This window comes from Tsukamurella ocularis, assembly GCF_024807615.1.
Taxonomy (GTDB): Bacteria; Actinomycetota; Actinomycetes; order Mycobacteriales; family Mycobacteriaceae; genus Tsukamurella; species Tsukamurella ocularis.
Window position 1 is genome coordinate 379,112 of sequence record NZ_JANUCJ010000003.1, and the last position, 26,225, is coordinate 405,336.

Consider the following 26,225-nt stretch of genomic DNA (forward strand, 5'->3'; position numbering starts at 1 on the left):
CTTTCGTGTTGTTGGGGGTGCTCCGGGCTAGAGCTTCTCCATCGGCAGGCCGCCGAAGGTCATCAGGGTGACCGTGCCCGACGAGCCGAAGTCGAAGGTCGCGCGCTCCATCGGACCCGCGCCCGTGACGGCGGTGACGGTGCCGAGCCCGAACGAGTCGTGCGAGACCCGGTCGCCCACGGCGAGCGAGAGCTTGTTCGCACGTCGTGTGGGCCTGGGCGCCCGCTTGGGCGTCCAGCCACCGTCGTTCCCCGAGGACCGGCCGCCGTACTGCCCGCCCCCGCCCTGGCCGCCCCACGACGGCCGGTCCTGCCCGAAGACACCGCGCGATCCCCCGAACTGGCTGCGCTTGGGCTCCAGGCGGCGCCAGTCGATGAGGTGCTGCGGGATCTCGGCGAGGAACCGGGACTCGGGGTTCTGCATCGGATCGCCCCAGCTCGAACGCACCATCGCGCGCGAGAGGTAGAGGCGTTCGCGGGCGCGGGTGATGCCGACGTAGGCGAGGCGGCGCTCCTCGGCGAGCTCGGACTCGTCCCCCAGGGCGCGCATGTGCGGGAACTGGCCATCCTCCCAGCCGGTCACGAAGACCACCGGGAACTCGAGCCCCTTCGCGGTGTGCAGGGTCATCATCGTCACCACGCCCGCGTCGTTGTCCGGCACCTGATCGGCGTCCGCGACCAGCGAGACCCGCTCCAGGAAGGCGGCCAGCGAGCCCGGCTCGGGCGCCCCCTCGTCGACGACGACGTCGGTGAAGTCCTGCGCGGAGAACTCCCGCGCGACGCTGATCAGCTCCTCGATGTTCTCGAGGCGCGCGCCGTCCTGCGGGTCGGACGAGCCCTCGAGCTCGGCCCGGTACCCCGTCTTCTCGACGACGGCCTCGAGCAGGTCACCGAGGTCCTGATCCTCGTCGGCGGCGGTACGGCGCAGGTCTGCCATGAGGCCGGCGAACGTCGCGATCGCGTTGCGCGAGCGCGGGTTCAGCATTCCGACGGTGCCGTCGACCGCGTCCTCAATAGCGGTGCTGAAGGTGCCCCCGCGGTTCTCGGCATGCACCGTCAGGCAAGCCTGCGCCCGATCGCCGATGCCGCGGCGCGGGGTGTTGACGATGCGCTGCAGGCTGACGGTGTCGTTCGGGTTGTCGATGGCGCGCAGGTACGCGACGAGGTCGCGCACCTCCCTGCGCTCGTAGAAGCGGACGCCGCCCACCACCTTGTAGGGCACGCCGTGCCGGATGAAGACCTCCTCCAGCACCCGCGCGGCGGTGTTGGTGCGGTAGAAGACGGCGACGTCGCTGTACTTGACGCCCTTGTCCGCCAGCGCGTCGATCTCCGAGACCACGAAGCTCGCCTCGTCGTGCTCGTTGTCGGCCACGTACCCGGTGATGAGGTCACCATCGCCCTGGTCGGTCCAGAGCTTCTTCTCGCGGCGGCCCGCGTTGCGGGAGATGACCGCGTTGGCCGCGGACAGGATGGTCTGGGTGGAGCGGTAGTTCTGCTCCAGCAGGATGGTCTCCGCATTGGGGAAGTCCCGCTCGAACTCCTCGATGTTGCGGATCGTCGCGCCGCGGAAGGCGTAGATGGACTGATCCGCGTCACCCACGACGCACAGCTCGCTGGGCTCCACGCCGTCCGCGTCGGTCTCCAGGCCCACCAGTTCGCGGACGAGGACGTATTGCGCGTGATTGGTGTCCTGGTACTCGTCGACCATCACGTGCCGGAAGCGCCGGCGGTAGTACTGGGCGACGTTGGGGTGCGACTGTAACAACGCCACCGTCTCCCCGATGAGATCGTCGAAGTCGAAGGCGTTCGCGCCGCGCAGGCGGGACTGGTAGGTGCCGTAGACCTCGGCGACGGTGACCGCGAAGGGCTCGCCCGTCTTCGCCGCGTCCGCGGAGGCCTGCTCCGGATCGATGAGCTCGTTCTTGAGGTTGCTGATGTGCGTGGCGAGCGCCCGCGGCGCGAACTTCTTCGCGTCCAGCCCCATGTCCTTGACGATCATGGTGAGCAGGCGGCGGGAATCGTCCGCATCGTAGATGGAGAAGTTGGAGTTCATCCCCGGCAGCAGGCCGGCCTGGGCGCGGAGAATGCGCACGCAGGTGGAGTGGAACGTGGAGACCCACATGATCTTGGCGCGGTTGCCGATGATGCCGGCGACGCGCTCCCGCATCTCCGCGGCGGCCTTGTTGGTGAAGGTGATCGCGAGGATCTGGCCCGGATGCATGTTGCGGGCCGCCAGCAGGTACGCGATGCGCCGCGTGAGGACGGCCGTCTTGCCCGAGCCCGCGCCCGCGACGATGAGCAGCGGCGCGCCCTCGTGCAACACCGCGGCCCGCTGCTGCGGGTTCAGCCCCTCGAGCAGTTCCTGGCCGCGCTCCTTCTGCTCCACCTGCGCTTTCTCACGGGAAAACGGCTGACGTTGGCGGAGTCCGGACTGCTGCGGTGCTGGGCTACTCATCTCCCGTCCAGAGTAGCCGGGGCGACCGACAGGTTTTCGCCGCCGCGCCCGGGGTGTGGGCGGAGCGGTACGCCGGGCACCGGAGCGGGGGCCGGGCGGCGGCGGGCGCACACAAATCGAAGCGTTCTGCGAGACTCCGTCGCGGAAATCTCGCAGAACGCTTCGAAAGATGTGACTGGGTGTCAGGCGGCGGCGGGTGCAGCCTCCGCGGTGTCGGCGCCGGCCGACTCCTGCGCACCCGTGACGTCAGCGCCCTCGGACGCGGCGGACTCTTCCGACGCCTCCGCGGCGGGCGCTTCCTCCGCCGGAGTCTCGGCAGGCGTCTCGACCGCCGTCTCCGCAGCCGGGGTCTCGACCGGCGCCTCCGCCGGGGCTTCGGTGGTCGGCCCACCGACCGCCGGAGTCTCCTCGTCGGTCACCGTCGGGGACGAGGGCTGCGTGGCGCCGCCCGTCGTCGGCTCGGACTCCGCGTCGGTGGTGTCCACGACAGGCGTCTCGACCGCGGCGGCCTTCGCCGGTGCGTCCGCGAGGGTCGTGAGGTTCCCCTCTCCCGCGGTCTTGCCGGTCAGTCCGTCGAGGAAGCCGGTCCCGACCCCGAGCAGGCCCGGGAGCAGGCCGATGGTGAACGGATTGTCCGAGAACAGCGCGTCGCTGCCGGCGGTCAGCGTGCTCCCGATCCCGGCCACCGCGGCGTTGATCGCCGCGATCGGGTCGCCCGTGCCGAGCGCCTTCGCGACGTTCTCGAGGCCGGTGAAGACCGTCGACGGCAGCACCCGGGTGGCGTTGTAGAGCCCGAGCGTCAGGTACAGCAGGGGTTCCGAGGCACCGTCGAGCCCCTTCCCGAGCGGACCCAGGATCGGGTTGATGATGTCGCCCGTCTGCAAGACTGCGCCCCCGAGCTCGAGCAGCGGTGCGGCCAGAATGCCGTGGATGACCTCGTAGGAGTCGGCCCACTTGCCGGCCGGAACGCCGGTGAGCAGGGTACTGAGGATCCGCTGCACGCCGTCGGGGCCGGCGAGGTTGGTCGCGATCCGGGTCAGCGTTTCGCTCCAGATCCCACCGATCGCGCCGACGTCGGGCAGCGCGGTCGGCGACGTTGCGAGTGTCGACGCCGACGCGGAGGCGAAGGTGACCGTGTTGCCCGTCGGCAGCGTGAACGGTCCCGCGGCGGCCCAGTCGGATCCGGCGATCCCACCGAGGATTGTCGGGATCAGGTTGATCAGGCTGGGGATCGCGCCGAACTCGCCGAACAACGCGCCGATCACCTTCTCGCTGACAGTCGAGGCCGTGCCGAACAGCGAGGTCAGCGCCGCAGCGGGGCCACCGGCGCTGAGCGCCTTCAGCGCTGCGGTGACGCCGTCGGCGAGAAGCGCCGGCACCTCGACGCCCGCCTGGAGCGGGCCGAAGGCGAGGCCGATGAGCGGAATCAGGGCGGCCTTCAGCCCGTCGCCGATCGGCCCGAGCTGGCCGCCGATCGTGTCCATCACCGGGAGCAGGCCGATCGCGGGAGTGAGGATCGCGCCGGTGATGGTGGTGGCGAAGGTCGTCCAGGCGTAGCCCAGATTGCCCGCGGCGAGATCCTTCTGGATGCTCTCGAGGTTGGCGAACAGGTTGTTCTCGAGATACTCGAAGAAGGCCTTCCCGGCATCGCCCGCCGCGCCCGCGAGCGTGGCGGCGTTGCCGAGCTGGTCCTGGACCAGCTTCGTCAGACCGGTGACCGGGTCCGTGACGAACGTCAGGCCCATCGCCGTAGCCCAGTTCGCGACGGCACTGGCGGCGCCGCCGAAATCCTGAACGATCGGCGGGAGCGACGGTGCCGTCACGGCGCCCATCGACGTGGCGACCGGGGCGACCGCCACGGCCGCCGCCGCGACCATCGCGACAGCGGGTGCGGCGTACCGCCGGTGGGAGGACCGAGGATCTGCTGCGAGCATGGAAAAACACCCTTCAACTGGAGTGAGCCGAATCACACGAGAACCGGACGAACGGAACATACGCCCACGCCGTGGATTTTCGGACGGCTTTCCAAGAAGCTTTGCGACATCACACGTCCATTTGTCTCAATGCAGTCTGCACGTTTCTGAACACACCAGGTCACAAGGACGCAGGGACGAGCAGGCCGACGGGCCCGCTCCCCACGCAGGCGACGAGGCCCGGTGTCTCGGCGCGCGCGATCAGGCCCTCGCCCGTGCCCGCCACCCGGGCGTACACGGTGTGCGCGCCCCTGCGGATGGGCACCCGGACCGGCGTGGCGCCGCGTTGCTGCTGCAGCACGATCACCCCGTCGGACGAGGCGAGGTAGTTGAACTGCACGACCCAATCCCAGAACGCGAGCGGACCCTCGTAGGCCAGGGTCGAGGGGGTGGTGTCGTCGACGCGAGTGCCGCACGGGAACGGACCGAGCGGCAGGCTGCGCACCCGCGTGACCTGCCCGGGCCGGAAACGTCCCTGCTGGTCGACGACGGTGGCCTCGCCCGCGTACTCGGCGAACCGCGGATGGGCGGGCTGCGTGGCGAGGATCCGCGAGAGCCGGTTGTTGGGGCCGGCGAGCCGCGCCAGGATGTCGCCGTGAACCTCCTGGTCGAGCACCTCGCGATCCGCGTATGCGGCTGCCCCCGCGCGGAGGTTCTGCAGGTAGGGGCCGGTCGGGTTGTCGTGCCACAGGGGCGCGAAGCGAACGGCGGAGACGGTGCCGCTGAGCGCGAAGACGATCACGACGGCGGCCCACAGCCGCCGGTCGCTCGTGAATCCGGCCGATTTCCACCTCACGAGGCCGGATTCGGCTTCGCGACCCCGGAATCGGCCGGTTTCACAACGAAGAACGATCGCGGCGGCCAGTGTCAGCACCCACGCGACGTCGGCGAAGTAGCGCAGGGAGAGCGGCAGCAACGCGGACGTGTACTCGGAGCTGCGTAGGAAGAAGACCGTCGACGAGGCGCCCAGGAAGTACGCCCCGGCCGCGCCCCAGGCGGCGAGCCCGCGGGGCGCTCGCCACCAAGTGACCGCGACGATCGCGACGATCGCGACCAACCCCACGACGGTGATCGTGGCGTCGGTGACCACGAGCGGCGGCCCCGGGTTCTCGCGGCGCCACGTCCACGGCCCGCCGACCGTGGCCGGCGCGAGCACCGCGTTCACCGACCGCCACAGCACGCGGGCCGTGAACCCGACGGTGTGCGTGCCCGGCCGCGACGCCGTCACCGACAGCCACAGCACCACCCACGCCACGACCACCAGGGCGAACGCCGCCCACAGCCCCCGGCCCCGATGCAGGACCGTCCGGACCGGTCGACGGTGCCCGCGCACGTACGGCAACAGGCACGCCGCCGCGAGCGCGACGAACGGGATGACCAGCGCCTTCTCGAAGAAGAGCAGCGAGGCCAGCAGCGCCGCCACCGCGTACAAGCCGGAGCGCCGGCGGCCCCGCAGGTACCGCACCGCCTCCGCGACGACCACCGCGAGCCCGATCTGCAGCGGCAGCGCGTTGAGAGCCGACGCCCACCACGCCGTCGCCGTCAGGGTGAGCGGACTGAACAGCAGGAAGACGAAGGGCACCAGCACCACGGGGCGCCGCCCCGCGACGATCACCAGCGTGCGCAGCGTGAGCACCGAGGCGAGCAACTGCAGTAGCAGGATCGACGCGGCGGCTGCGGGCCAGCTCAGCGGTGCGACCTTGGTGGTCACCGCGGCGGCGAACAGCGTGCCGGGCATGAAGTGGCCGTCGTAGTCGACAAACCAGGCACCGAGGTCGGTCAGTGGGCGCGACGCCCGGCCGATGAAGGCCACGTCGTCCCAGTAGAAGTTCCCGCGCGCGAGCACGTACCCGCGGACCGCGAGCTGCCCGACGATGAGCACCGTCGCGCCGATCCACAGCACGCGCCGCGAAGCGGGCAGGGCGGATGGGCTGGCGACGGACACGGTCTCGATGGTAGAGAGGGCGGCACCGGACTCGAGGCGGCGCACCTGAGCCGGGACGGCACGTGGCGGTCCGGCGCGTGCGCGCCTGTGGAAAACTTGAACCCATGAGTACACCGGACGACACCGGCGCCGAGACGCCGCTCGCCGACGAGGAGATCCAGGCCCTCCGTGAGGAGATCGACCGCCTCGACGCCGAGATCCTCGCCGCGATCAAGCGCCGCAGCGAGGTCTCGCAGATCATCGGCCGCACGCGCATGGCGTCCGGCGGCACGCGCCTGGTTCACTCGCGGGAGATGAAGGTGCTCGAGCGGTTCTCCGAGCTCGGCCGCGAGGGCCACACCCTCGCGATGCTCCTCCTGCGTCTCGGCCGGGGGCCGCTCGGCCGGTAAGCCGTCAGCCCCGGCCGACCCCCGCGAAGAAGTCCAGCAGGCTCTGGGGCGCGTCGTCGCCGAGCATCATGGTCGCCATCTCATCCGCGGACGCCGCAGACTCCTCCGCCCGGACGAACATCTCGCTCTCGTAGGTGGTGAGGGCGGCGTCGAGGTCGCCGGGGTTCTCGACGATGTGCCGGGCAAGTTCGGCACCGTCGAACAGCGCGATGTTGGCGCCCTCCCCGGCCGGCGGGCTGACGTGCGCGGCGTCGCCGACGAGCGTGACGCCGGGGACGCGCTCCCAGCGCAGCCCGACGGGCAATGTGTAGAGCCTCCGCGGCACGAGCGGGGTATCGGATTCGCCGATCAGGCGAGTCACCTCCCGGGACCACCCGGGGAACTCGGCGAGCACGGCATCGGCGGCCGACGGGTTCGACCAGTCAAGCCCGTCCGCCCACTCCTCGGGCACGTGCAGCTGTGCGTAGGTGTGGACGACGTCGCCCGCCTCCGCGTGCGTGCTGATCCCGCGACCCGGCGCGAGCGCGAACATCGCGCCCTCCCCCACCAGCTCGGCGATGCCGGGGTGGCGGCGCGGGACGTCGTGCAGGTAGGTCTCGACGTAGGTGGTGCCGTAGTACGACGGTGCCGCGTCCGTCACCAGGGCGCGCACCTTGGACCAGGCACCGTCGGCCCCGACCAGCAGGCCGGTCGCGACGGTGCCCCCGTCGGCGAACGACAGCTCGTGCCGCCCATCGCCGAGCGCGCGCACCCCTACGACCTTGGCGCCCCAGCGGATCGCGCCCTCCGGCAGGGAATCGATGAGGAGCTGCCGTAGTTCGCCGCGGAGCACCTCGGGGCGGCCGCCGGCGCCGTCGTCCGGGAGGTCGAGGAGGACGGTGCCGTCGCAGCCGAGGGCGCGGGTCGCCTCGCCGCCCTGGTGGATCAGCGCGCGGAACTGCGCGGTGAGGCCGGCCGCCTCGATCGCGGCCTGGCCGTCGGCCTCGTGGATATCGAGCTGGCCGCCCTGCGTGCGTGCCGTGGGTGTCGGCTCGGCCTCGTAGATCACGGCGTCGATGCCGTGGACGTGCAGGACGCGGGCCAGGGCGAGGCCGCCGAGCCCGGCGCCGATGATCGTGATGGGTGTCTGCATGATGCTCCCCTTCCATTGGAACAATGTTCCATGCAAGTTTGGAACATCATTCCATTCGTGTCAAGATGGAGCCGTGCCACCCCGCAGCCGCCGCACCGACGCGCTCTCCCGCGACCGCATCGTCGATACCGCGATCGACCTGCTCGACGAGAGCGGCGTCGACGCGCTGACCTTCCGCGCCCTCGGCAGCGCCCTCACCACGGGCAGCGGAGCGATCTACCACCACGTCGCCGGCAAGGACGAGCTCCTCGCGGCCGCGACCGACGCCGTCCTGCGGCCGATCCTCGCCGCACGCACGGGCGACCGCGATCCCCGAGCGGAGATCCGCAGCCTCGCACTCACCCTCTTCGACACGATCGACGCGCACCCGTGGCTGGCGGCCCAGGTGATGGCCGATCCGGGCCGGCCGGCGAATCTGCTGCTGAGCGAGCGGATCGGCGGCGCCGTTCTGGCGATGGGCCCGCCGGAGGAATCGCTGTTCGACGCCGCCACCGCGATCGTCGGCTACGTGCTCGGTTCTGCGGCGCAGAACGCCGCCAACGCACGCTCGGACCTCGCCCGCAGCGGGCCCAGCCGCGAGGAACTGCTCGGCGGCGTTGCGGCCCGCATCGAGCAACTGGATCCCGACGAGTTCCCCTACCTGCGCCGCATCGCCGCGACCATGGTCCACCACGACGACCGCTCCCAGTTCCTCGCCGGACTCGACCTGCTCCTCGCCGGCATCGACGCCCTCTAGCGCCTTCACCACACCGACCGCGATCCGTCAAGGATCACGTTCACGGTGCCATCGAAACCCAGGTCGGAAAGCCTTTCTGCGCCAGACTGGCGGGCATGCCCAGCCCTGACGACTATCTCGTGTGCGCCAGCCAGCGCAGCGGGAGCACCCTCCTCGTGGAGTCGCTCGCGGCCACCGGCGTCGCCGGGCGGCCGCAGGAGTTCTTCCAGTACTACCCGTCCTCGTCGCTGTCGCCGCAGCCGCGCGAGTGGTTCGCCGGCGTCGACGATCCGTCGCTGCTCGACCTGCTCGACCCGATCGATCCCGGCACCGTCGATCCGCGCGGCCCCGAGCAGTGGCGCGACGACGTGCTGCGCGAGGGCCGGACGCCGAACGGCGTCTGGGGCGGCAAGCTCATGTGGAACCAGACGCCCGTCCTCGTGACCCGCACCCGCACCGCGTCGGGCTCGGCGCGGACGGCCATCCGCTCCCTGTTCGACGGCGCCGACCCCCTCTACGTGCACGTCCACCGGCCCGACGTGGTAGCCCAGGCCGTGTCGATGTGGCGCGCCGTCCAGACCCGGGTGTGGCGCGACGACCCCGATCACGACCGCGAGCGCGACGAGCGCGCCGTGTACCGGGCCGACGGGATCGCCCACCTGGCCGGGATCCTGCGCGAGCAGGAGCGGTCGTGGCGGGCGTGGTTCGCGTTCGAGGGCATCACGCCCCTCGAGATCGACTTCCACGAGCTGACCGCCGACCCGCAGAAGACGACGGCGCGCGTACTGGACGCGATCGGGCAAGATCCGCAGCTCGCTCCCCCGCCGCCGCTCAAACCCCAGTCCAACGACCGCTCCAAGGAGTGGGCGGAGCGCTACCGCGCCGATGCCGCCGAGAACGGATACCCCCTATGAGCACCGTGACACCGGAACCGATCGCCGCCGTCGATGAGCTGCGCGTCCTCGAGGCCGAGGCGGTGCACATCATCCGCGAGGTGGCCGCCGAGCTGGAGCGACCGGTGCTGCTGTTCTCGGGCGGCAAGGACTCCATCGTGCTGCTCCGTCTGGCGGAGAAGGCCTTCCGCCCGTCGCCGCTGCCCTTCCCGATCCTGCACGTGGACACGGGCCACAACTTCCCCGAGGTGATCGACTTCCGCGATCGCCGCGTCGCCCCGACCGCCGAGAACCCCGACGGGATCGAGCTCATCGTCGCCTCGGTGCAGGACTCGATCGACGCGGGCCGAGTCGCCGAGTCGACGGAGTCCTCGGGCTCGCGAAACCGGCTGCAGACCCGCACGCTGCTGGACGCGCTGGAGGCCGGGAATTTCGACGCCGCGTTCGGCGGCGCCCGGCGCGACGAGGAGCGGGCCCGCGCGAAGGAGCGGGTGTTCAGCTTCCGCAACGAGTTCGGCCAGTGGGATCCACGGGCGCAGCGCCCCGAGCCCTGGTCGCTCTACAACGGCCGCATCCGCCGCGGCGAGTCCGTCCGGGTGTTCCCCCTGTCCAACTGGACCGAGCTCGACATCTGGCGCTACATCGAGCTCGAGGGCCTCGAGCTGCCGCCGATCTACTACGCGAGCGAGCGCGAGGTCTTCGAGCGCGACGGGATCCTGCTGGCCGTCTCGGAGTTCACGCAGCCGCGCGCCGGCGAGACCGTGAACCGGGAGTGGGTGCGCTACCGCACCGTCGGCGACCTGACCATCACCGGCGCGGTCCGCAGCCGCGCCACCGAGATCCACGACGTGATCGCGGAGATCTCCGCCGCCACGGTCTCGGAGCGGGGCGAGACCCGCGCCGACGACCGCACGTCGGCTGCGGCCATGGAGGACCGGAAGAAAGAGGGCTATTTCTGATGAATCGCGTTCCGAACCCCGCCACCGGATCGGTCGCGGACACCGCTGCGGGGTACTTCTGATGACGGACGTACTGGCACCACCGACCACGCGGCAGCTGCTGCGCCTCGCCACCGCGGGGTCCGTCGACGACGGCAAGTCGACGCTCATCGGCCGCCTGCTGCACGACACCGGCAGCCTGCCCACCGACCACCTGGACGCCGTGACCGACGGCGACGAGGTGGACCTCGCGGCGCTGTCCGACGGCCTGCGCGCCGAGCGCGAGCAGGGCATCACCATCGACGTGGCCTATCGCTTCTTCTCCACCGAGTCGCGCAGCTACGTGCTCGCCGACACCCCGGGCCACGAGCGCTACACCCGCAACATGTTCACGGGCGCCTCCAACGCGCACGTCGCGATCCTGCTGGTGGACGCCCGCAAGGGGGTGCTGCGCCAGACCCGCCGGCACGCCCGGATCGCGACGCTCCTCGGCGTGCCGCACGTCATCGCCGCGGTGAACAAGATCGACCTCGTCGACTTTTCGGCGGAGCGGTTCGCGGAGGTCGAGGCCGAGCTCGCCGAGCTCGCGGTGCGGCTTGGCCTGGGCGCGATCCCCGCGATCCCGCTGGCCGCCAAGCTCGGCGACAACGTGGTGCACCGCTCGGCGCACACGCCCTGGTACGACGGCCCGACGCTGCTCGAACACCTCGAGGCCGTACCCCTGCGGGCACCGTCGGCGGTCGCGACCGAGCTGCGCCTTCCGGTCCAGTGGGTCTCCCGGCCCACCGCCGAGCGGCGCCGACGGTACGCCGGACGCGTCGCCGCCGGCACCCTCGCGGTGGGCGACGAGGTGCTCGTCCTGCCCTCCGGTAGCCGCAGCACCGTGACCGCGCTCGACACGCTCGACGACGACCGCGCGACGGCCGTCGCCCCGCTGTCGGTATCGGTCGAGCTGGCCGACGACATCGACGTGGGCCGCGGCGATGTCCTCATCTCCGGCGCCGAGGGCGCACACCTGCCGGTGAACGCCCGCGAGCTAGAGGTCACCGTCTGCTGGCTGGCCGAGAAGCCGTTGCGCGCCGGGGACCGCGTGGCGCTCAAGCACGCCACGGCGACGGTCCGCGCGACGGTGCAGTCGCTGGAGCGGCGCCTGGATCCCGAGACGCTCATCGAGCAGGTGGGACCGAGTGAGCTGGCGCTCAACGACATCGGGACCGTGACCCTGCGGACCTCGTCGATCGTCGTCGCCGACCCGTACGCGCAGAACCGGGACACGGGTGCGCTGATCCTCATCGACGAGGCCAGCAACGACACCGTCGGCGCCGGCACCATCGCCGTGGCACGCGAGGTGATCCCGGGGCAGGCGACCCGCAACGACATCCGCTGGCATCCCAGCTCGCTGGGCCGCGCGGAGCGCTGGGCGCGGACCGGGCAACGCGGCGCCACGGTCTGGTTCACGGGCCTCCCGGCGTCCGGTAAGTCGACGGTGGCGGTCGCCCTGGAGCGAGCGCTGGTCTCGCGGGGCCGCGTCGCCTACCTCATCGACGGCGACAACATCCGCCACGGCATCAGCGACGACCTGGGCTTCTCCCCCGGCGACCGGGCCGAGAACATCCGTCGGGTGGGGCACCTGACGCGCCTGTTCGCGGACGCGGGCGTCATCTCGATCGCGTCGCTGGTCTCGCCGCTGCGGTCGGACCGCGATATCGCCCGGGAGCTGAACCTCGCGGCCGAGATCGACTTCCTCGAGGTGCACGTCTCGACGCCGGTATCCGAATGCCGCAAGCGGGATCCGAAGGGTCTCTACGCCCGCGCGGACCGCGGCGAGCTCCGCGGCCTCACCGGCGTCGACGGGCCGTACGAGAAGCCCGACGACCCGGATTTGCGCTTCGACACCACCGGCGCCGACACCGACGAGCTGGCGCAGCGGGTGATCGCGCTACTCGTGGAGCGGGGAATACTCGAGGAGTGAGCTGCTGCACGCCCGAGGGCCCCGACCTGCCGCCGCACGCCGGCGCGGTGCCCGGCGGCGGCGCGCACCCTATTGAGCAGGCGCACGTCCCCGCCGGCGCGTTCGCGATGGGCGACGCGCACGGCGACGGCTACCGCGCCGACGGCGAACTCCCGGTGCACCGGGTCGCGCTGCCGGGCTTCACGATCGATACGACGACCGTGACCGTCGCCGCGTTCGCGGCCTTCGCCGACGCGACGGGGTACGTCACCGACGCGGAGCGCTTCGGTGCGTCCGCGGTCTTCCACGCCTCCGCGGGAGACCCGTCGGCGGGGGTGCCGGTGGCGGGCACGCCGTGGTGGCTGACGGTGCCGGGCGCGACCTTCCGCGCGCCGGGCGGGCCGGGCAGCGTCGGACTGGACGATCATCCGGTCGTGCACGTCTCGCACGGGGACGCGCTGGCCTACTGCGCGTGGGCCGGACGGGCGCTGCCGACCGAGGCGCAGTGGGAGTACGCGGCGCGCGGCGGACTCGACGGCGGGCGTTACCCATGGGGCGACGAGCATCCGGTGCCAGGACGGGACTGCAACGTCTTCGTCGGCGCCTTCCCCGAGCCCGACGGTCCGGTCGGGACGGTGCCGGCCGCGTCGTACGCGCCGAACGGCTACGGCCTGTACCAGGCGGTGGGGAACGTGTGGGAGTGGTGCACCGACCGGTACTCGGCCCGCTACTACCGTGCGTCACCGGAGGTTTCACCGACGGGGCCCGACCGCGGGACCGCCCGGGTGCTGCGCGGCGGCAGCCACCTGTGCCACGACTCCTACTGCTACCGCTACCGCGTGGCGGCCCGCAGCCACAACACCCCGAGCTCGACGGCGAGCAACATCGGATTCCGCACAGTGTCCGATTCAAATATCGTGATCGCATAGATCCGATACTTGAACAGGTCCCAGGTGCCGCCCATCTCGGCGCGCCGCTCGAGAACGGCGTCGACAACTCCGTGAACTGGGAGTTCCTCGACGTGCTGCATCCCGGCGTCGGATCTCACGCCGTCTCCGTCGAACTGCAGCGCCGACTCTGGCACTCCGGCAAGGTACGCGCGGCCGGCCCCGTCGACACGATGATCGCGGCGATCGCGATCCGCCACGACGCTGTGGTGGTGCATCGCGCCAGCGACTACGAGCGGATCGCGGAGGTCGCGCCGGAGTTCCGGCGGGTGCGGGTGTCGATCAGGCGTTGGCGGCATCGACGCGGGGCCGCTCGACCGATTCGCGGGCGGCGGCCTCGCGCAGGACCAGTTCGCGGCGCTCGCCCTGCGGGCGACGCGAGGGCAGTGGCGTCTCGTCGGCGTCGGGCTCGGCGCGGCCTGCGAAGAAGGCGGCCATGAAGGCCTCGGCGATCGCGGTGCCCTCGGCCTCGGTCGGCAATACGTCGCCCGTCTCCTCGCGCCAGGTCGCGAGCACCCCCGCGAGGCGGCGCGCCACCCACTGGTAGGCGGGCTCGTCCACCACATTGTGCCGCTCGTACGGGTCCACGATCAGGTCGTACAGCTCCCGACGGGGCCGCGGCGCGGCCGTCTCATACGGGTCGAGCGACGCGGCGGAGGAGCTGTCCGCGATGTCAAGCGGCAACAGGAGCGCCGGCCGGTCGGCGTAGTTCTCGATGTAGCTGAACTGCTTGGTGCGCACGGCGCGGATCGGATCGTAGGCGTCGTGGTAGGTCTTCTGCGTGAACAGCCCGGCGCGCACCTGCTCGCCCGTCGGCTCCAGAAGCTCGGCCGCGTGCGTCTCGCCGTCCACATCCTCCGGCAGGGGCAGACCGAGCAGGTCGAGCACCGTCGGAGTCAGGTCGACGCCCGAGAACAGGTCGTCGTAGACGCGCGGCGCGAGGCCGAGAGCGCGGGGCGGGCGCGCGATGAAGGCGACGCCGGTCCCCTCGCCGTAGAGCGTGGACTTCGCGCGCGGGAAGGCCAGGCCGTGGTCGGTGATGAACAGGATCCAGGTGTTCTCGGCCAGGCCCAGCTCGTCGACGGTGTCGAGCAGCCGCCCGACCGCGGCGTCTGCCTCGGTGATGCTGCCGTGCAGCCCGGCCAGGTCCTCGCGGACCCGCGCGGTGTCCGGCAGGAAGCCGGGAACACCGATGGCGTCCGGGTCGGCCGGTTCGTACTGGTCCGCGGGGTACGGGCGGTGCGTCTCGAAGAAGCCGGCGGTGAGGAAGAAGGGCTCCTCGTGGCCGACTGCGGCGGCCAGCCACTCCTGCGAGCGCGCGACCACGTAGTCGCACAGCGAGTCCGAGACGTCGGCGGTGTCGAAGCCGAGGCGGGTGGGATCCGCGCTCTCGTGCTGCATGCCGAACAGGGCGCTGCGGTAGCCCGCCTCGCCGAGCAGCGCGGGGAGGGTGCGCACGTGGTCGCGGTACTCGAAGCCGTGGTGCGCGAGCCCGACGAGGCCGTTGCGGTGCGGGTGCAGGCCCGTGAACAGCGAGCCGCGCGCGGGCGAGCAGAGCGGCGCCGTCGCGTGCGCATCGGTGAACAGGATCCCCTCGGCCGCGAGGCGGTCCAGGTTAGGGCTGACCACGCCCTCCGCGCCGTAGCAGGTGAGGTGGCGGCCCAGGTCGTGCCAGTGCACCAGGATCACGTTCTCCCGGGTGCCGCTCCCCGCCTGCTTCTCCACCACACCTCGACGTTGCCACAGCTCGCCCCGTCGCGGCGAGGTTTGCGATCACCCCGAACCCAATTGAACGATGTTTTGGAGAGGAAACCCGCAGGTCGGATTCTCCAGAACGTCGTTCAATCGGGGAGGGGTGTCACTGCAGGGCGATGTAGCGGGTCTCCAGGTACTCCTCGATGCCCTCGCTGCCGCCCTCGCGGCCGAAGCCGGAGGCCTTGACGCCGCCGAACGGGCCGGCGGGATCGGAGATGACGCCGCGGTTCACGCCGACCATGCCGGCCTCGATCCGGTCGGCGACGCGCAGCGCGCGGTCCAGGTCCTTGGTGAATATGTACGCCGCGAGCCCGTACTCCGTCGCGTTGGCGGCGGCGACGCCCGCGTCCTCGTCGGCGAAGGCGACGATGGGGGCGACGGGGCCGAAGACCTCCTCGGTGAGGATCCGGGCATCGGCGGGGACATCGGCGAGCACCGTCGGCGGGAAGAAGTGGCCGGGCCCCTCGGGCGCGACCCCGCCGAGCCGCAGCGACGCGCCCTTGGCGACCGCATCCTGCACCAGCTCGGAGACGGTGGCCTGCTGGTCCGCGGAGACCAGCGGCCCGATCGTCACGCCCTCGTCGGTCCCGCGGCCCAGGACGTACTTCGCCATCCCGTCGACCAGCTTCGTGGTGAACTCCTCGACCACGGACTCGTGGACGTGGAAGCGGTTGGCGGCGGTGCAGGCCTCGCCGCCGTTGCGCAGCTTGGCGAGCAGCGCCTGCGCGACCGCGTGGTCGACGTCGGCATCGTCGAAGACGACGAACGGCGCGTTGCCGCCCAGCTCCATCGACGTGCGAAGGATCCCGGGCGCCGACTGCGCGACGAGCGCGGCGCCGACCTCGGTCGAGCCGGTGAAGGTGAGCTTGCGCAGCCGCGGATCGGCGAGCAGGGGCCCCGTCAGCGCCCCGGATTTCGAGGTGGGCAGCACCGAGATCACCCCGTCCGGCACGCCCGCGTCGCGCAGCACCTCCGCGAGCAGCAGCATCGTGAGCGGGGTGAGGCCGGCGGGCTTGACCACCATCGTCGCGCCGGCGGCGAGCGCGGGCCCGATCTTGCGGGTGCCCATCGCGAGGGGGAAGTTCCACGGGGTGATCGCCAAGCACGGCCCGACGGGGGCCTTGCTCACCAGGATCCGCCCGGTGCCGGCGGGCGCGGGCGTGTAGCGACCGGCGATGCGGACGGCCTCCTCGGAGAACCAACGGAAGAACTCCGCGCCGTAGCGCACCTCGTTGACGGACTCGGGCAGCGCCTTGCCCATCTCGAGGGTCATCAACAGCGCGACGTCGTCGGTGCGGGCGATGAGGCCCTCGTAGGCGGCGCGCAGGATCTCGGCGCGCTGGCGGGCGGGCGTCGCAGCCCACGCCGGCCCCGCCGCGACGGCCGCGTCGAGGGCGGCGGCGCCGTCCTCGGGCGTAGCGTCGGCCACCTCGACCAGCACGTCCTCCGTGGCGGGATCGTGCACCGGAAAGGTTGCGCCCGAACTTGAATCGCGGAACGCGCCGTTCACGAAGATCCCGGTGGGGATGCGGTCGAGGAGGTCACGGACGCGTTGCTCGGTTGCCATACCGCCACCCTAGCTCCGCGCCGAGGGCGCGCGCAGGGCGTTGCTCCGGCACCCGCTGTGACCTCGTCCGTGAACCGCCCGCGCGGGCGCTCCGGACACTAGGCTGACGCCATGAGCGACAGCGACATCACCGCGTCCACCGCCTGGCGGAACCTCGTCGATCACCACCGCGAGATCGCCGAGACCACGCTGCGGGAGCTGTTCGCCGCCGACCCGGACCGTGGCTCCGACTTCGTGTTCCAGGTAGGCGACCTCTACATCGACTACTCCAAGCACCGCGTCACCCGCGAGACGCTCGGCCTGCTGACCGCGCTCGCCGACGAGGCCGGGGTCGCCGCCCGGCGCGACGCCATGTTCGCGGGCGAACACATCAACTCCACCGAGGACCGCGCCGTCCTGCACACCGCACTGCGCGCACCGTCGAGCCTGGACCTGCGGGTGGACGGGCAGGACGTGACCGGCGACGTGCACGACGTGCTGGAGAAGATGGGCGCCTTCAGCGACGAGGTGCGCTCCAAGCGCTGGCGCGGCGCGACCGGCGAGCCGATCACCGACGTGGTGAACATCGGCATCGGCGGCAGCGACCTCGGCCCTGCGATGGTCTACAAGGCGCTGCGCGCGTCCGTGCAACGCGGCCTGACCTGCCACTTCGTCTCCAACGTCGACCCGGCCGACATCTCCGCCACGCTGGCGCAGCTCAACCCCGCGACCACCCTGTTCATCGTCGCGTCGAAGACCTTCTCCACGCAGGAGACGCTGACCAACGCGCACGCGGCGAAGGCCTGGCTTCTGGAGAAGCTCGGCGTCGGCGAGGAGGCCGTGGCGAAGCACTTCGTGGCCGTCTCCACCAACGCGGAGCGGGTCGCGGCCTTCGGCATCGACACCGCGAACATGTTCGGCTTCTGGGACTGGGTCGGCGGCCGCTACTCCGTGGATTCGGCGATCGGCCTGTCGGTGATGATCGCCGTCGGCCCCGAGCGGTTCGCCGAGTTCCTGGCCGGATTCCGCACCGTCGACGAGCATTTCGCGACCGCACCCGCCGATTCGAACGCGCCGCTCATGCTCGGGCTGATCGGCCTGTGGTACTCGGATTTCTTCGGCGCGCAGTCCCGCGCGGTGCTCCCCTATTCGCAGGACCTGGCCCGCTTCCCCGCCTACCTGCAGCAGCTCACCATGGAGTCCAATGGAAAGTCGGTGCGCGTGGACGGCACGCCCGTCACCGTCGACACCGGGGAGATCTTCTGGGGCGAGCCCGGCACCAACGGCCAGCACGCCTTCTTCCAGCTGCTGCACCAGGGCACGCGGCTCGTTCCGGCGGACTTCCTCGGCTTCGCGCAGTCCACCGACGACCTGCCCACCACCGATGGCGTCGGCACGATGCAGGACCTGCTGATGAGCAACCTGTTCGCGCAGACGAAGGTGCTCGCCTTCGGCAAGACGGCGGAAGAGATCGCCGCGGAGGGCACCGATCCCGCGGTGGTGCCGCACAAGGTGATGCCCGGTAACCGGCCCACCACCACGATCCTCGCGCCTAAGCTCACCCCGTCCGTCGTGGGCCAACTCATCGCGCTCTACGAGCACCAGGTGTTCACCGAGGCCGCGATCTGGGGCATCAACGCCTTCGACCAGTGGGGCGTCGAGCTGGGCAAGGTCCAAGCCAACGCGCTGCTGCCGGTCATCGCGTCCGACGGTGCCCCCGCCGCCGACCTCGACTCGTCGACCGACGCGCAGGTCCGCTGGTACCGCGCGCAGCGGGGCCGGGCGATCTGAGCCCCTGGGCTGGGGCCCTTCCCTCACCGCCCGCTCGCGCCACGGGTTGGTGAGCCGCTGGCCTCGAACTGGGAGGCGATCGCGTGGCCGAGCGGCGATCGACGTGCGAGGACTCCGGACTCAGGGTTCCTTCGGGATCTGCCAGGTGCCGTTCGCGTTGCAGCTGAGCACGAAGCCCTGGCTGCGCTCGAGCGCCAGCTTGCCGACGCTGTAGCCGGCGCAGCTCTCGCCGATACTGCCGCGGGCGTAGTCACTGATATCGGGATCGGCGTGGGCGGGGGCAGCGGCGACGATGAGGGCGACTCCGGCTGCGGAGGCGATCGTGGCTGTCGTGATGAATGTGCGCATTTCGCACCACCTTTCGTCCCTACTCACGCTAGGAACGTCGGTGTCGCGGCACATCCGGGCCGGGCCCCCACGTTTCGGGACGGCGCCTCAGGGCTGAGCCCCTAGTCCTTCCGGGGGATCCGGTCCGGTCTCAGATCAGGCGACGGGTGAGCTCGTCGGGGGCATGTCGTAGCACCGCGCCGAGCGGGGTCCACGGCCACGACGGGACCGCGGCCTCTTTCGGCTCGCGGTCGATGGCCTTGACGAGCGCCTTCACACCGTCGTCGAGCGAGGACTTCATGGACGTCTTCACGCCCTTGTTGATGTCGGTCTCGATGAAGCCCGGCTTGATCACGGTGACGGTGATGTCGCTGCCAGCGAACTCGGCCTGCAGCCCCTCGCCGAGAGCGGTGAGGCCGGCCTTGCTCGCCGAGTAGGCCGCCTGCGCCTTCGGCATGCCGCGCTGCCCAGCGATCGACGAGATGAGCACGAGGTGACCCCGGCCCTGCGGGCGGAAGACCTCGAGTACCGCCTCGGCCTGTGCGAGAGCGCCGGTGAGGTTGGTCTGCACGGTCTCCAGGTTCGCGTGCACCTTGCCGGTGCCGAGCGGCGCGCCCTTGCCGATGCCGGCGTTGATGATCGCGCGGTCGAGGCCGCCGAGCCGCTCCACCACGTCGGCGATGGCGACGGGCACGGCGTCGAAGTCCGTCACGTCGAGCCGCCCGATCTCCACCGCACCCGCCTCGGGGCAGGAGCTGAGCTCGGCGCGCAGGCCCTCGAGCCGGTCGAGGCGTCGCGCGAGGAGCCCTACGTCCTCGCCGCGCTCCGCATACGTCCGAGCCATGCCTTCGCCGAGACCGGAGCTGGCTCCGGTGATGAGGATCCGCATTCCCCCACCTTATCCACGCCGTGGACGTCCGCGCCGGCGCCGGCGCCGGCGTGCGCGTCGTCACGGCCCGCGCCGTGCACGTCGCCGCCGTGAGCCAGGGCTGGGCCGCCGAGGCCGGTCTTCGCGAACAGCTGGATCAGCGGGCCGACGCCCACCGCGTACAGCACGGTGCCGATACCGAGGGTGCCGCCGAGCAGGAAGCCCACGATCACGACCAGGACCTCCATCGACGTGCGCACCACCCGCACTGAGCCGCCGGTGCGGGCGACGAGGCCCGTCATCAGGCCGTCGCGCGGGCCGGGCCCCATGCCGGCCCCGATGTAGAGCACCGTCGCGAAGGCGTTGAGCACGATGCCGCCGAGCATCATCGGGATCGCGACGACCAGCGCGGGGTTCTCCGGGAACAGCGGCGCCATGGTGTCGAAGGCGACACCGATGACGATCACGTTGGCGACGGTGCCGAAACCCGGCTTCTGCCGGATCGGGATCCACGCGAGCAGCACGAGCGCGCCGACGACGATCGACGTCACGCCCACCGACAGGCCGATCTTCTCCGCGAGCCCCTGGTGCAGCACGTCCCACGGCATGTTGCCGAGCCCGGCGCGCAGGATCGCGACCATCGCTGTCCCGTACAGCCACAGGCCCACGAACAGCTTCACGAGTCGAATCATCATGACACCCACTCTGACGTCAAGTGGCATCGCAATCCATATCCAGTTCTGGAACACTGGCCTCATGTTCCCTACAACTGGCACTGTCGGCGCGGCCGCCCTGGTCCGGCAGCTCGGCACCTGGAAGGCCGACGGGCCGCGCCCGGCCTACCTCGCGCTCGCCGAAGCCCTGCGCCTGCTGGTGCTGGACGGGCGGGTCCCCGTCGGGACCGCGCTGCCGAGCGAGCGCGCCCTGGCCGCGCACCTCGAGGTCAGCCGCACGACGGTGACCACCGCCTACGCCGAGCTCCGCGACAGCGGGCACCTGCAGTCCCGGCAGGGCGCGCGCAGCGTGCTCTCGCTGCCGCACGCGGTGCCCGCCGAGCCCGCGGACACCGGGCCGGAGGCCGACCTGATCCGGCTGAACATCGCGGCACCGTCGGCCCCCGACCAGATCGTGCACGACGGATACCGGCACGCCCTCGAGTGCGCGCCGCCGTACCTCGCGGGGATCGGCCTCTACCCCGGCGGTGTGCGGGCGCTGAAGGAGGCGATCGCGCGGCGGTACACCGACCGCGGCCTACCCACCTCGGAGGAGCAGATCCTGGTGACCTCCGGCGCGCAGCACGCGCTGCGCGTCGTGCTGGACACGCTGGTGCACCCCGGCGATCGCGTGGTCATCGAGCAGCCGACGCATCACGGCTCCATCCTCGCGCTGCGCCGGCACAACGCGCGGCCCGTCGCCGTGGGGCTGCACCCGGAGCACGGCTGGGACCTCGACCAGCTCGAGGCCGTCGTGAAGCAGCAGAATCCGCGGATCATCTTCACGATCCCCGACTTCCACAACCCGACGGGGTTGCTGCTCGACGAGGCCGGGCGGCGGCGGCTCGGCGAGATCTCGGCGCGATACCGGGTGCCCGTGGTGGTCGACGAGACGATGGCGGAGCTGGCCCTCGACGTTCCGCCTCCCCCGCCCGTCGCCGCCTTCGCGCCGCGCGGCGCTCGCATCATCACGCTCGGGTCGGCGAGCAAGACCATCTGGGCGGGCCTGCGGGTGGGCTGGATCCGCACCGAGACCTCGCCCGATGCGCTCACCGCCGCCCGGTACGACATGGACCTCGCGGGCGCCGTCTTCGAGCAGCTCGCCGCCGGCTACGCCCTCGACCACCTCGCCGACTTCCTGCCCGGGCGGCTGGATTCGCTGCGGGCAGCGCGGGCGGTCGCGCTGGACGCGGTCGCCGAGCACCTGCCCGGCGCGACGGTCTCCCCCGGCGTCGGCGGCCTGTGCCTGTGGGTGACGTTGCCGCGGCCCGTCGGGACCGCCACCGCCGCGGCCGCTGCGGGCCTGGGGGTACGCATCGCCGCCGGTTCCGCCTTCGGGGTCGACGGTGCCCTCGAGCGCAATATCCGCATCCCCTACTCGCTGCCGCCGGATCAGCTCACGCAGGCGATCGAGCTGGTGGGTACCGCCTACCGTCGGGCGACGGGCGGCGCGACGATGCCCGACCTGGAGGGTCAGCTCGTGGTGTGAGGTCGACCACTCCCGGGAATCCTTGGGACCGCGGTCCGGTTGAACGCCTCAGAACCGACGACCTCCGCTGGAAGGGACCCAGGACATGGGACAGAACAACACCGCACGTGATCTCGGGCTCCTCGCCCTGCGTAGCGCCGTCGGCGGCGCCCTCGCGTACCACGGCTCGCAAAAGCTGTTCGGATGGTTCGGCGGCCACGGCCTCGAGGCCACGGGGCAGGGCTTCGAGTCCATGGGCTTCGCGCCCGGCAAGCCGAACGCCGCCCTCGCCGGTGCGGGCGAGCTGGCCGGTGCGGCCCTCGCGCTCGGCGCCGCGACCCCGCTGGCCGCGGCCGGCGGCGTGGGCGCGATGCTGGTCGCCGCCGAGGTCCACCGCCCGCAGGGCTTCGCCGCGCAGAGCGGCGGCAACGAGTACCCGATCACCCTCGGCGTCGCCGCGGCCGCGCTGGCGCTGACCGGACCCGGCAAGTACTCCGTCGACCACTTGCTGGGCGACCGCCTGAACAAGCCGTGGCTCGCGGCCCTCGCGCTGGGCGGCGCCGTCGCCGGCGGCGCGGTCACCATCGCCCGCCGCAACGCCGCGCTGGCGCAGGCCGAGGCAGTCTCCCAGGAGATCGACGACGAGGCCGCCGAGGGCGACTTCCTGCTCGGCGACTACGACCCGGAGACGGGCACGAACGACGGCGCGGACAAGCTCATCACGTAGTCCCCGCCGCCGCGGCACTCACCGGCCGTATGAAGAACACGAATGCCGCCGTTCCCATCACCCAGGGGACGGCGGCATCGTCGTTCCGCGGTTGTGGACGCTGATCCACCCCCTCCCGGGCCCGGGAGCCGGCCCGGTGGAGCGGCGAGGGTACATGGGGGCTGCCGAAAGCCACGCGTGCAACGCATGGCTGCATATCTGCAGGTCAGGAACTATGCTCCCGGTGGAGGTTATGCGTCCCGCGCATACCCCCTAGCGGCACGCACATGGGTCAGTGCATCCGCACCCCGCGTTGCCCGAGTACCGATGCGGGCCCACCGTTCGGCGGCATCGTCGTCTGTGGGGCAAGCGCGTGGGGATCGCCCCTACTCGGCCCGGCCTCAGCGGAACAGCCCGGCCCCGAGGAAGTCGTCCGCGCCCCGCACCCCGGGGACGGCGAAGAAGTAGCCGCCACCGAAGGGGGTCACGTAGTCGGTGAGCGGCTCGTCGATCAGGCGCTTCTGCACCTCTTCGAACTGCGCCTCGACGTCCTGTTGGAAGCACAGGAAGACATGGCCGCAGGCCATGTTGCCGTTCATGTCCAAGCCCAGGTCGTAGTTGTACGACCGGCGCACCAGACGCTGCTTCTCCGTCTTCTCCCCCTCGCGCGGGTTCGCCAGGCGGATGTGCGAGTCCATGGGGATCACGTCGCCTTCGGGGTCGGCGGCGTAATCGGGATCGTCTGTCTCGGCGGCACCGTCGAGCGGGGCGCCGGAGTCGCGGCGCCGGCCGAACATGCCCTCCTGCTCGGCGATCGAGACGCGGTCCCAGAACTCGACCATCATCCGGATCAGCCGCACCACGAAGTACGTGCCGCCGTTCGTCCACGCGGGCTCGCCGCCAGTCACCCAGATCAGTTCCTCCGCCTGCGGGCCGACGGGGTTGGCGCTGCCGTCCTTGAAGCCCATGAGGTTGCGCGCGGACCCCTCGGGCCGCGGCGGGGCGCCGTAGCCCTGCATCTTCCACCGCAGCTGCATCGCGCCGCGGGTGTGCTTGGCGATGTCGCGCAGCGCGTGGTGCACCGTGTCGGGATTGTTGGCGCAGAACTGCAGCACGAGGTCGCCGTGCATCTGCGCGGCATCGGGCTGGTCGTTGGGGAAGACCGTCATCGGCTTGAGCTTCGCCGGCTTGCGCCCACCCAGCCCGAACCGGTCGTCGAACAGCGACGAGCCCACGCCCAGCGTGATGGTCAGCCCGTCGGCAGGGACCACGGGCCCGAGCACAGCGCTGTCCGCGGGCGGCCTACCCACCCCCAGGTTCGCCGGGGTGCCACCCGCGGTGAGGAACCGAGCCCGGTCGGTGATGGTCCGCAGCAGCTTCTCCAGGCCCGCGCGATCGGTGATCACGTCGAACGCCGCGACCATGAGCGCGGCCTGCTTCTCCGCCGGGGCGGGCGTCAGGATGCCGGACTGGTGCTCGCCCTCGAACGGGTAGGAATCGCGCACCGTCGGGCCCGAGGACTGCGCCGCGTCGCTGCGCGCGCCCCCGGCCAGCACGCCGCCGACGGCGGCCACGCCCACGGCGCCGACCGCCGCGCCCTGCAGGAACTTCCGCCGGCCGGTGCCGGTCGTCGTCTCATCGCTCATGCTTGGGGATCTCCAGGAGGTTGGGCACGGCGGACAGGGTCTCGAGGGCCTGCCCGACGGTGCCGTTGATCTTCTGCCGCAGAGCCAGCGGGGGCTGCTCGAGCGGCGGGTAGGTGCCGTCGGGCCGCTTGACGGCGTCGAGGGCTTTGGTGATGTCGTCCAGCTCGCGACGTGCCGTGGGCAGCAGGTCGGGCACGCGCGGGGCGAGCAGCGGCTCGAGCACGCGGAGCACGGCGCGAGTGGCTTCGACATCGGCGGCGGTCGCCGCGTAGCCCGCATGCGCCCCCTGGTCGCTGACGCCCGTGAGGTGGTCGCGTAGCGCGTCCTCGAGGATCTCCTGGGCGCGCTTGGTGAGCGTGATCGGATCGCCGGCGATGTCGTCGGTGCGCAGATCGGTGCGGATCTTGGCGAGCCCCGCGAGGGTCTTGTCGACCTGCGCCGTCAGGGCCGCCGTCGGCTCGCCGGTCCACAGGCCGTACTCGATCCGACGGATGCCGGAGAACTCCGGATCGCGGACCCCGTCGGCGAAACCGTCGGGCAGGCCCGCGACGGCCGTCCCGGCCTCGCCGAAGCTGTTGTACGAGGCGCCGACCTTCTCCCAGGCCGTCATGGCATCGAGCCACGCCGCCTTGGCGCCCGCTGTATCACCGCTGCCGAGCGCGGCCTTCACGCGGTTCAGCCCCGCCTCGACGGCGGGGAGCACCGTCAGCACGTAGTCCTGGTACTTCGCGTTGGCACCGTCGAGGTCGTCCTTGGTGACGCGCGCGACGGGCTTCGGCGCGTCACCCCCGCCGCCGGTGACGGTGAACTGCTCGGAGCGGGTCTCCTTCTGCCCGGCGAGGTAGCAGACGAACTGGTAGCTACCGCCCCCGAGCGTGGCCGACAGGTCGGCGGTGGTCGCCGGGCCGAGGGTCTCGATCTCGCCGACGACGGCGTCGCCGCTGTCGACCAGGGTGATCTCTCCGGACTTGCCGGACTTGTTGGTGACGGTGATGCGCTGCTGCCCGGCCGAGGCGCCGCTGACCCCCTTGGCGCAGTCCGCCTCGGTGACGGTCACCGCGCCGGCGGCAGCGGGCTTGGCCGGCAGGATCGCGATGATCAGGCCCGCGACGAGCAGTGGCACCAGCACGACGACCGCGGCCGCGAGGCCGGTGCGCGTTCCGGCCAGGCGCGCGGCCCAGGCCTCGAAGCGGCCCTTCTCGCCCGGCGTCGCCGGGGCGGGCTTCGTACCGAGGAAGATCCCCAGCACGACCACCAGGTAGGCGAGCCACGCGAAGACCTGCAGCACCGTCATCTTCGGCGCGAGGTTGGTGATGCCACCGATCAACGCCACCCACCACGAGTCGGTGCTGATGCTGCCGGACAGGTCGAACGCGATCCACGTGCGGCCGGGCAGGACGCCCGCGTTCTGCAGGTCGCCGAGGCCGTAGGCGAGGACGCCCGCGGCCACGACGATGAGCAGGATCGCGGTGTATCGGAAGAACGTGGCGAGATTCAGGCGAACCGCCTGCCGGTAGAGCAGCACGCAGATCCCGAACGCCACCGCGAGGCCCAGCGCCGCGCCGACGGCGGGGCCCACTGCGTCTCCCGAGGCGCGCGCCGCGGTCCACAGGAAGAGCGTGGTCTCCAGGCCCTCGCGCGCGACCGCGAAGAACGCGGTGAGCACCAGGGCGCCCGCGCCGAGCACCATCGCGGTCTCGACGTCGGCGCGCAGCCCCTTGGACAGCGACGCCGCGGTGCGCCGCATCCAGAAGATCATCATCGTCACGAGCAACACCGCGAGCACGCTCAGCGTGCCCGCGACGACCTCGCGCGCCGTGGCCGACAGCTCCGACGTGGTGAAGGTCAGGATCGCCCCGAAACTCACCGACAACGATGCCGCGCCCAGCGCGCCCAACCACACCGGCACCCGCGAACCGCCCGACTTCTTCACGGCGGCGAGCAGGATGCTCACGATCAGTCCCGCTTCCAGACCTTCACGCAGGCCGATGAGGAAGTTCGGGACGGCATCACCCCAGTTCATGCCTAGAAGGTAAGGCACGCCTTCAATCCACTATGCAGCGATGCC

General features: G+C 71.5%; 20 protein-coding genes. 9 read left to right on the forward strand and 11 right to left on the reverse strand.

The genetic code is table 11. The features are described from left to right. Positions 1 to 27: 27 nt before the first annotated feature. From pcrA to HNP44_RS13245, 3 genes are all read right to left on the reverse strand, one after another. Positions 28 to 2,454 (reverse strand): DNA helicase PcrA, encoded by a 2,427-nt coding sequence (gene pcrA, locus HNP44_RS13235; protein ID WP_259140891.1) that lies wholly within the window; start codon positions 2,452 to 2,454, stop codon positions 28 to 30. A 182-nt stretch (positions 2,455 to 2,636) separates the two neighbouring features. Beyond that, positions 2,637 to 4,388, reverse strand: a complete 1,752-nt coding sequence (locus HNP44_RS13240; protein ID WP_259140893.1) for a hypothetical protein — start codon at positions 4,386 to 4,388, stop codon at positions 2,637 to 2,639. 160 nt (positions 4,389 to 4,548) lie between these two features. Next, positions 4,549 to 6,372: a hypothetical protein gene (locus HNP44_RS13245; protein ID WP_259140895.1), complete on the reverse strand. Its 1,824-nt coding sequence runs from the start codon at positions 6,370 to 6,372 to the stop codon at positions 4,549 to 4,551. A 104-nt stretch (positions 6,373 to 6,476) separates the two neighbouring features. Between HNP44_RS13245 and HNP44_RS13250 the strand changes: the two genes are divergently transcribed. Then, positions 6,477 to 6,761, forward strand: coding sequence for a chorismate mutase (locus tag HNP44_RS13250; RefSeq protein WP_068524189.1), 285 nt, complete (start codon positions 6,477 to 6,479; stop codon positions 6,759 to 6,761). Positions 6,762 to 6,765: 4 nt separating this feature from the next. Here the strand turns inward: HNP44_RS13250 and HNP44_RS13255 are convergent, their stop codons facing one another. After that, positions 6,766 to 7,893, reverse strand: a complete 1,128-nt coding sequence (locus HNP44_RS13255; RefSeq protein ID WP_259140896.1) for an FAD-dependent oxidoreductase — start codon at positions 7,891 to 7,893, stop codon at positions 6,766 to 6,768. A gap of 73 nt (positions 7,894 to 7,966) precedes the next feature. Between HNP44_RS13255 and HNP44_RS13260 the strand changes: the two genes are divergently transcribed. The 5 genes from HNP44_RS13260 to HNP44_RS13280 all read left to right on the forward strand — a co-directional run bounded on the left by HNP44_RS13260 (position 7,967) and on the right by HNP44_RS13280 (position 13,319). Beyond that, positions 7,967 to 8,629 (forward strand): TetR/AcrR family transcriptional regulator, encoded by a 663-nt coding sequence (locus tag HNP44_RS13260; protein ID WP_259140898.1) that lies wholly within the window; start codon positions 7,967 to 7,969, stop codon positions 8,627 to 8,629. Positions 8,630 to 8,724: 95 nt separating this feature from the next. After that, positions 8,725 to 9,522, forward strand: coding sequence for a trehalose 2-sulfotransferase (stf0, locus tag HNP44_RS13265; protein WP_259140899.1), 798 nt, complete (start codon positions 8,725 to 8,727; stop codon positions 9,520 to 9,522). Beyond that, a complete protein-coding gene (gene cysD / locus HNP44_RS13270; RefSeq protein ID WP_259140901.1) occupies positions 9,519 to 10,460 on the forward strand; it encodes a sulfate adenylyltransferase subunit CysD in 942 nt (313 codons plus the stop codon). The genes stf0 and cysD overlap by 4 nt, the downstream gene beginning before the upstream one ends. Positions 10,461 to 10,521: 61 nt before the next feature. Continuing rightward, positions 10,522 to 12,411 (forward strand): adenylyl-sulfate kinase, encoded by a 1,890-nt coding sequence (gene cysC / locus HNP44_RS13275; protein ID WP_259140902.1) that lies wholly within the window; start codon positions 10,522 to 10,524, stop codon positions 12,409 to 12,411. Continuing rightward, positions 12,408 to 13,319 carry a formylglycine-generating enzyme family protein gene (locus HNP44_RS13280; RefSeq protein WP_374758781.1) on the forward strand — a complete coding sequence of 304 codons (912 nt, stop codon included), beginning with the start codon at positions 12,408 to 12,410 and terminating at the stop codon, positions 13,317 to 13,319. Before cysC ends, HNP44_RS13280 begins: the two co-directional genes overlap by 4 nt. A 300-nt stretch (positions 13,320 to 13,619) precedes the next feature. Here the strand turns inward: HNP44_RS13280 and HNP44_RS13285 are convergent, their stop codons facing one another. Continuing rightward, on the reverse strand, positions 13,620 to 15,062 hold the full coding sequence (locus HNP44_RS13285; RefSeq protein WP_259141180.1) for a sulfatase family protein: 1,443 nt from the start codon (positions 15,060 to 15,062) through the stop codon (positions 13,620 to 13,622). A gap of 133 nt (positions 15,063 to 15,195) precedes the next feature. Continuing rightward, entirely contained in the window at positions 15,196 to 16,659 is a 1,464-nt protein-coding gene (locus HNP44_RS13290; RefSeq protein ID WP_259140903.1) for an NAD-dependent succinate-semialdehyde dehydrogenase, read from the reverse strand. Positions 16,660 to 16,770: 111 nt separating this feature from the next. Here HNP44_RS13290 and pgi point away from each other — a divergent pair, with 111 nt between their 5' ends. Further along, complete coding sequence (pgi, locus tag HNP44_RS13295; RefSeq protein ID WP_259140904.1) at positions 16,771 to 18,429, forward strand: glucose-6-phosphate isomerase; 1,659 nt, start codon at positions 16,771 to 16,773, stop codon at positions 18,427 to 18,429. A gap of 120 nt (positions 18,430 to 18,549) precedes the next feature. Here pgi and HNP44_RS13300 read toward each other — a convergent pair whose 3' ends face one another. The 3 genes from HNP44_RS13300 to yczE form a co-directional block, all read right to left on the reverse strand. Next, complete coding sequence (locus tag HNP44_RS13300) at positions 18,550 to 18,777, reverse strand: hypothetical protein (RefSeq protein ID WP_259140905.1); 228 nt, start codon at positions 18,775 to 18,777, stop codon at positions 18,550 to 18,552. A gap of 130 nt (positions 18,778 to 18,907) precedes the next feature. Continuing rightward, positions 18,908 to 19,645 carry an SDR family oxidoreductase gene (locus HNP44_RS13305; RefSeq protein ID WP_259140907.1) on the reverse strand — a complete coding sequence of 246 codons (738 nt, stop codon included), beginning with the start codon at positions 19,643 to 19,645 and terminating at the stop codon, positions 18,908 to 18,910. Next, the gene (gene yczE / locus HNP44_RS13310) at positions 19,564 to 20,319 is read right to left on the reverse strand and encodes a membrane protein YczE (protein WP_259140908.1); all 756 of its coding nucleotides are present in this window, start codon (positions 20,317 to 20,319) and stop codon (positions 19,564 to 19,566) included. Before yczE ends, HNP44_RS13305 begins: the two co-directional genes overlap by 82 nt. A gap of 61 nt (positions 20,320 to 20,380) precedes the next feature. Here yczE and yczR point away from each other — a divergent pair, with 61 nt between their 5' ends. Beyond that, positions 20,381 to 21,826 (forward strand): MocR-like transcription factor YczR, encoded by a 1,446-nt coding sequence (gene yczR / locus HNP44_RS13315; RefSeq protein ID WP_259140909.1) that lies wholly within the window; start codon positions 20,381 to 20,383, stop codon positions 21,824 to 21,826. 85 nt (positions 21,827 to 21,911) lie between these two features. Next, entirely contained in the window at positions 21,912 to 22,532 is a 621-nt protein-coding gene (locus HNP44_RS13320) for a DoxX family protein (protein ID WP_259140910.1), read from the forward strand. 380 nt (positions 22,533 to 22,912) lie between these two features. Here HNP44_RS13320 and efeB read toward each other — a convergent pair whose 3' ends face one another. Together efeB and efeU are read right to left on the reverse strand one after the other, a co-directional pair. Beyond that, positions 22,913 to 24,157, reverse strand: coding sequence for an iron uptake transporter deferrochelatase/peroxidase subunit (gene efeB / locus HNP44_RS13325; protein WP_259140911.1), 1,245 nt, complete (start codon positions 24,155 to 24,157; stop codon positions 22,913 to 22,915). Further along, positions 24,147 to 26,180, reverse strand: coding sequence for an iron uptake transporter permease EfeU (efeU, locus tag HNP44_RS13330; protein ID WP_259140912.1), 2,034 nt, complete (start codon positions 26,178 to 26,180; stop codon positions 24,147 to 24,149). The genes efeB and efeU overlap by 11 nt, the downstream gene beginning before the upstream one ends. Between the last annotated feature and the right edge of the window lie 45 nt (positions 26,181 to 26,225).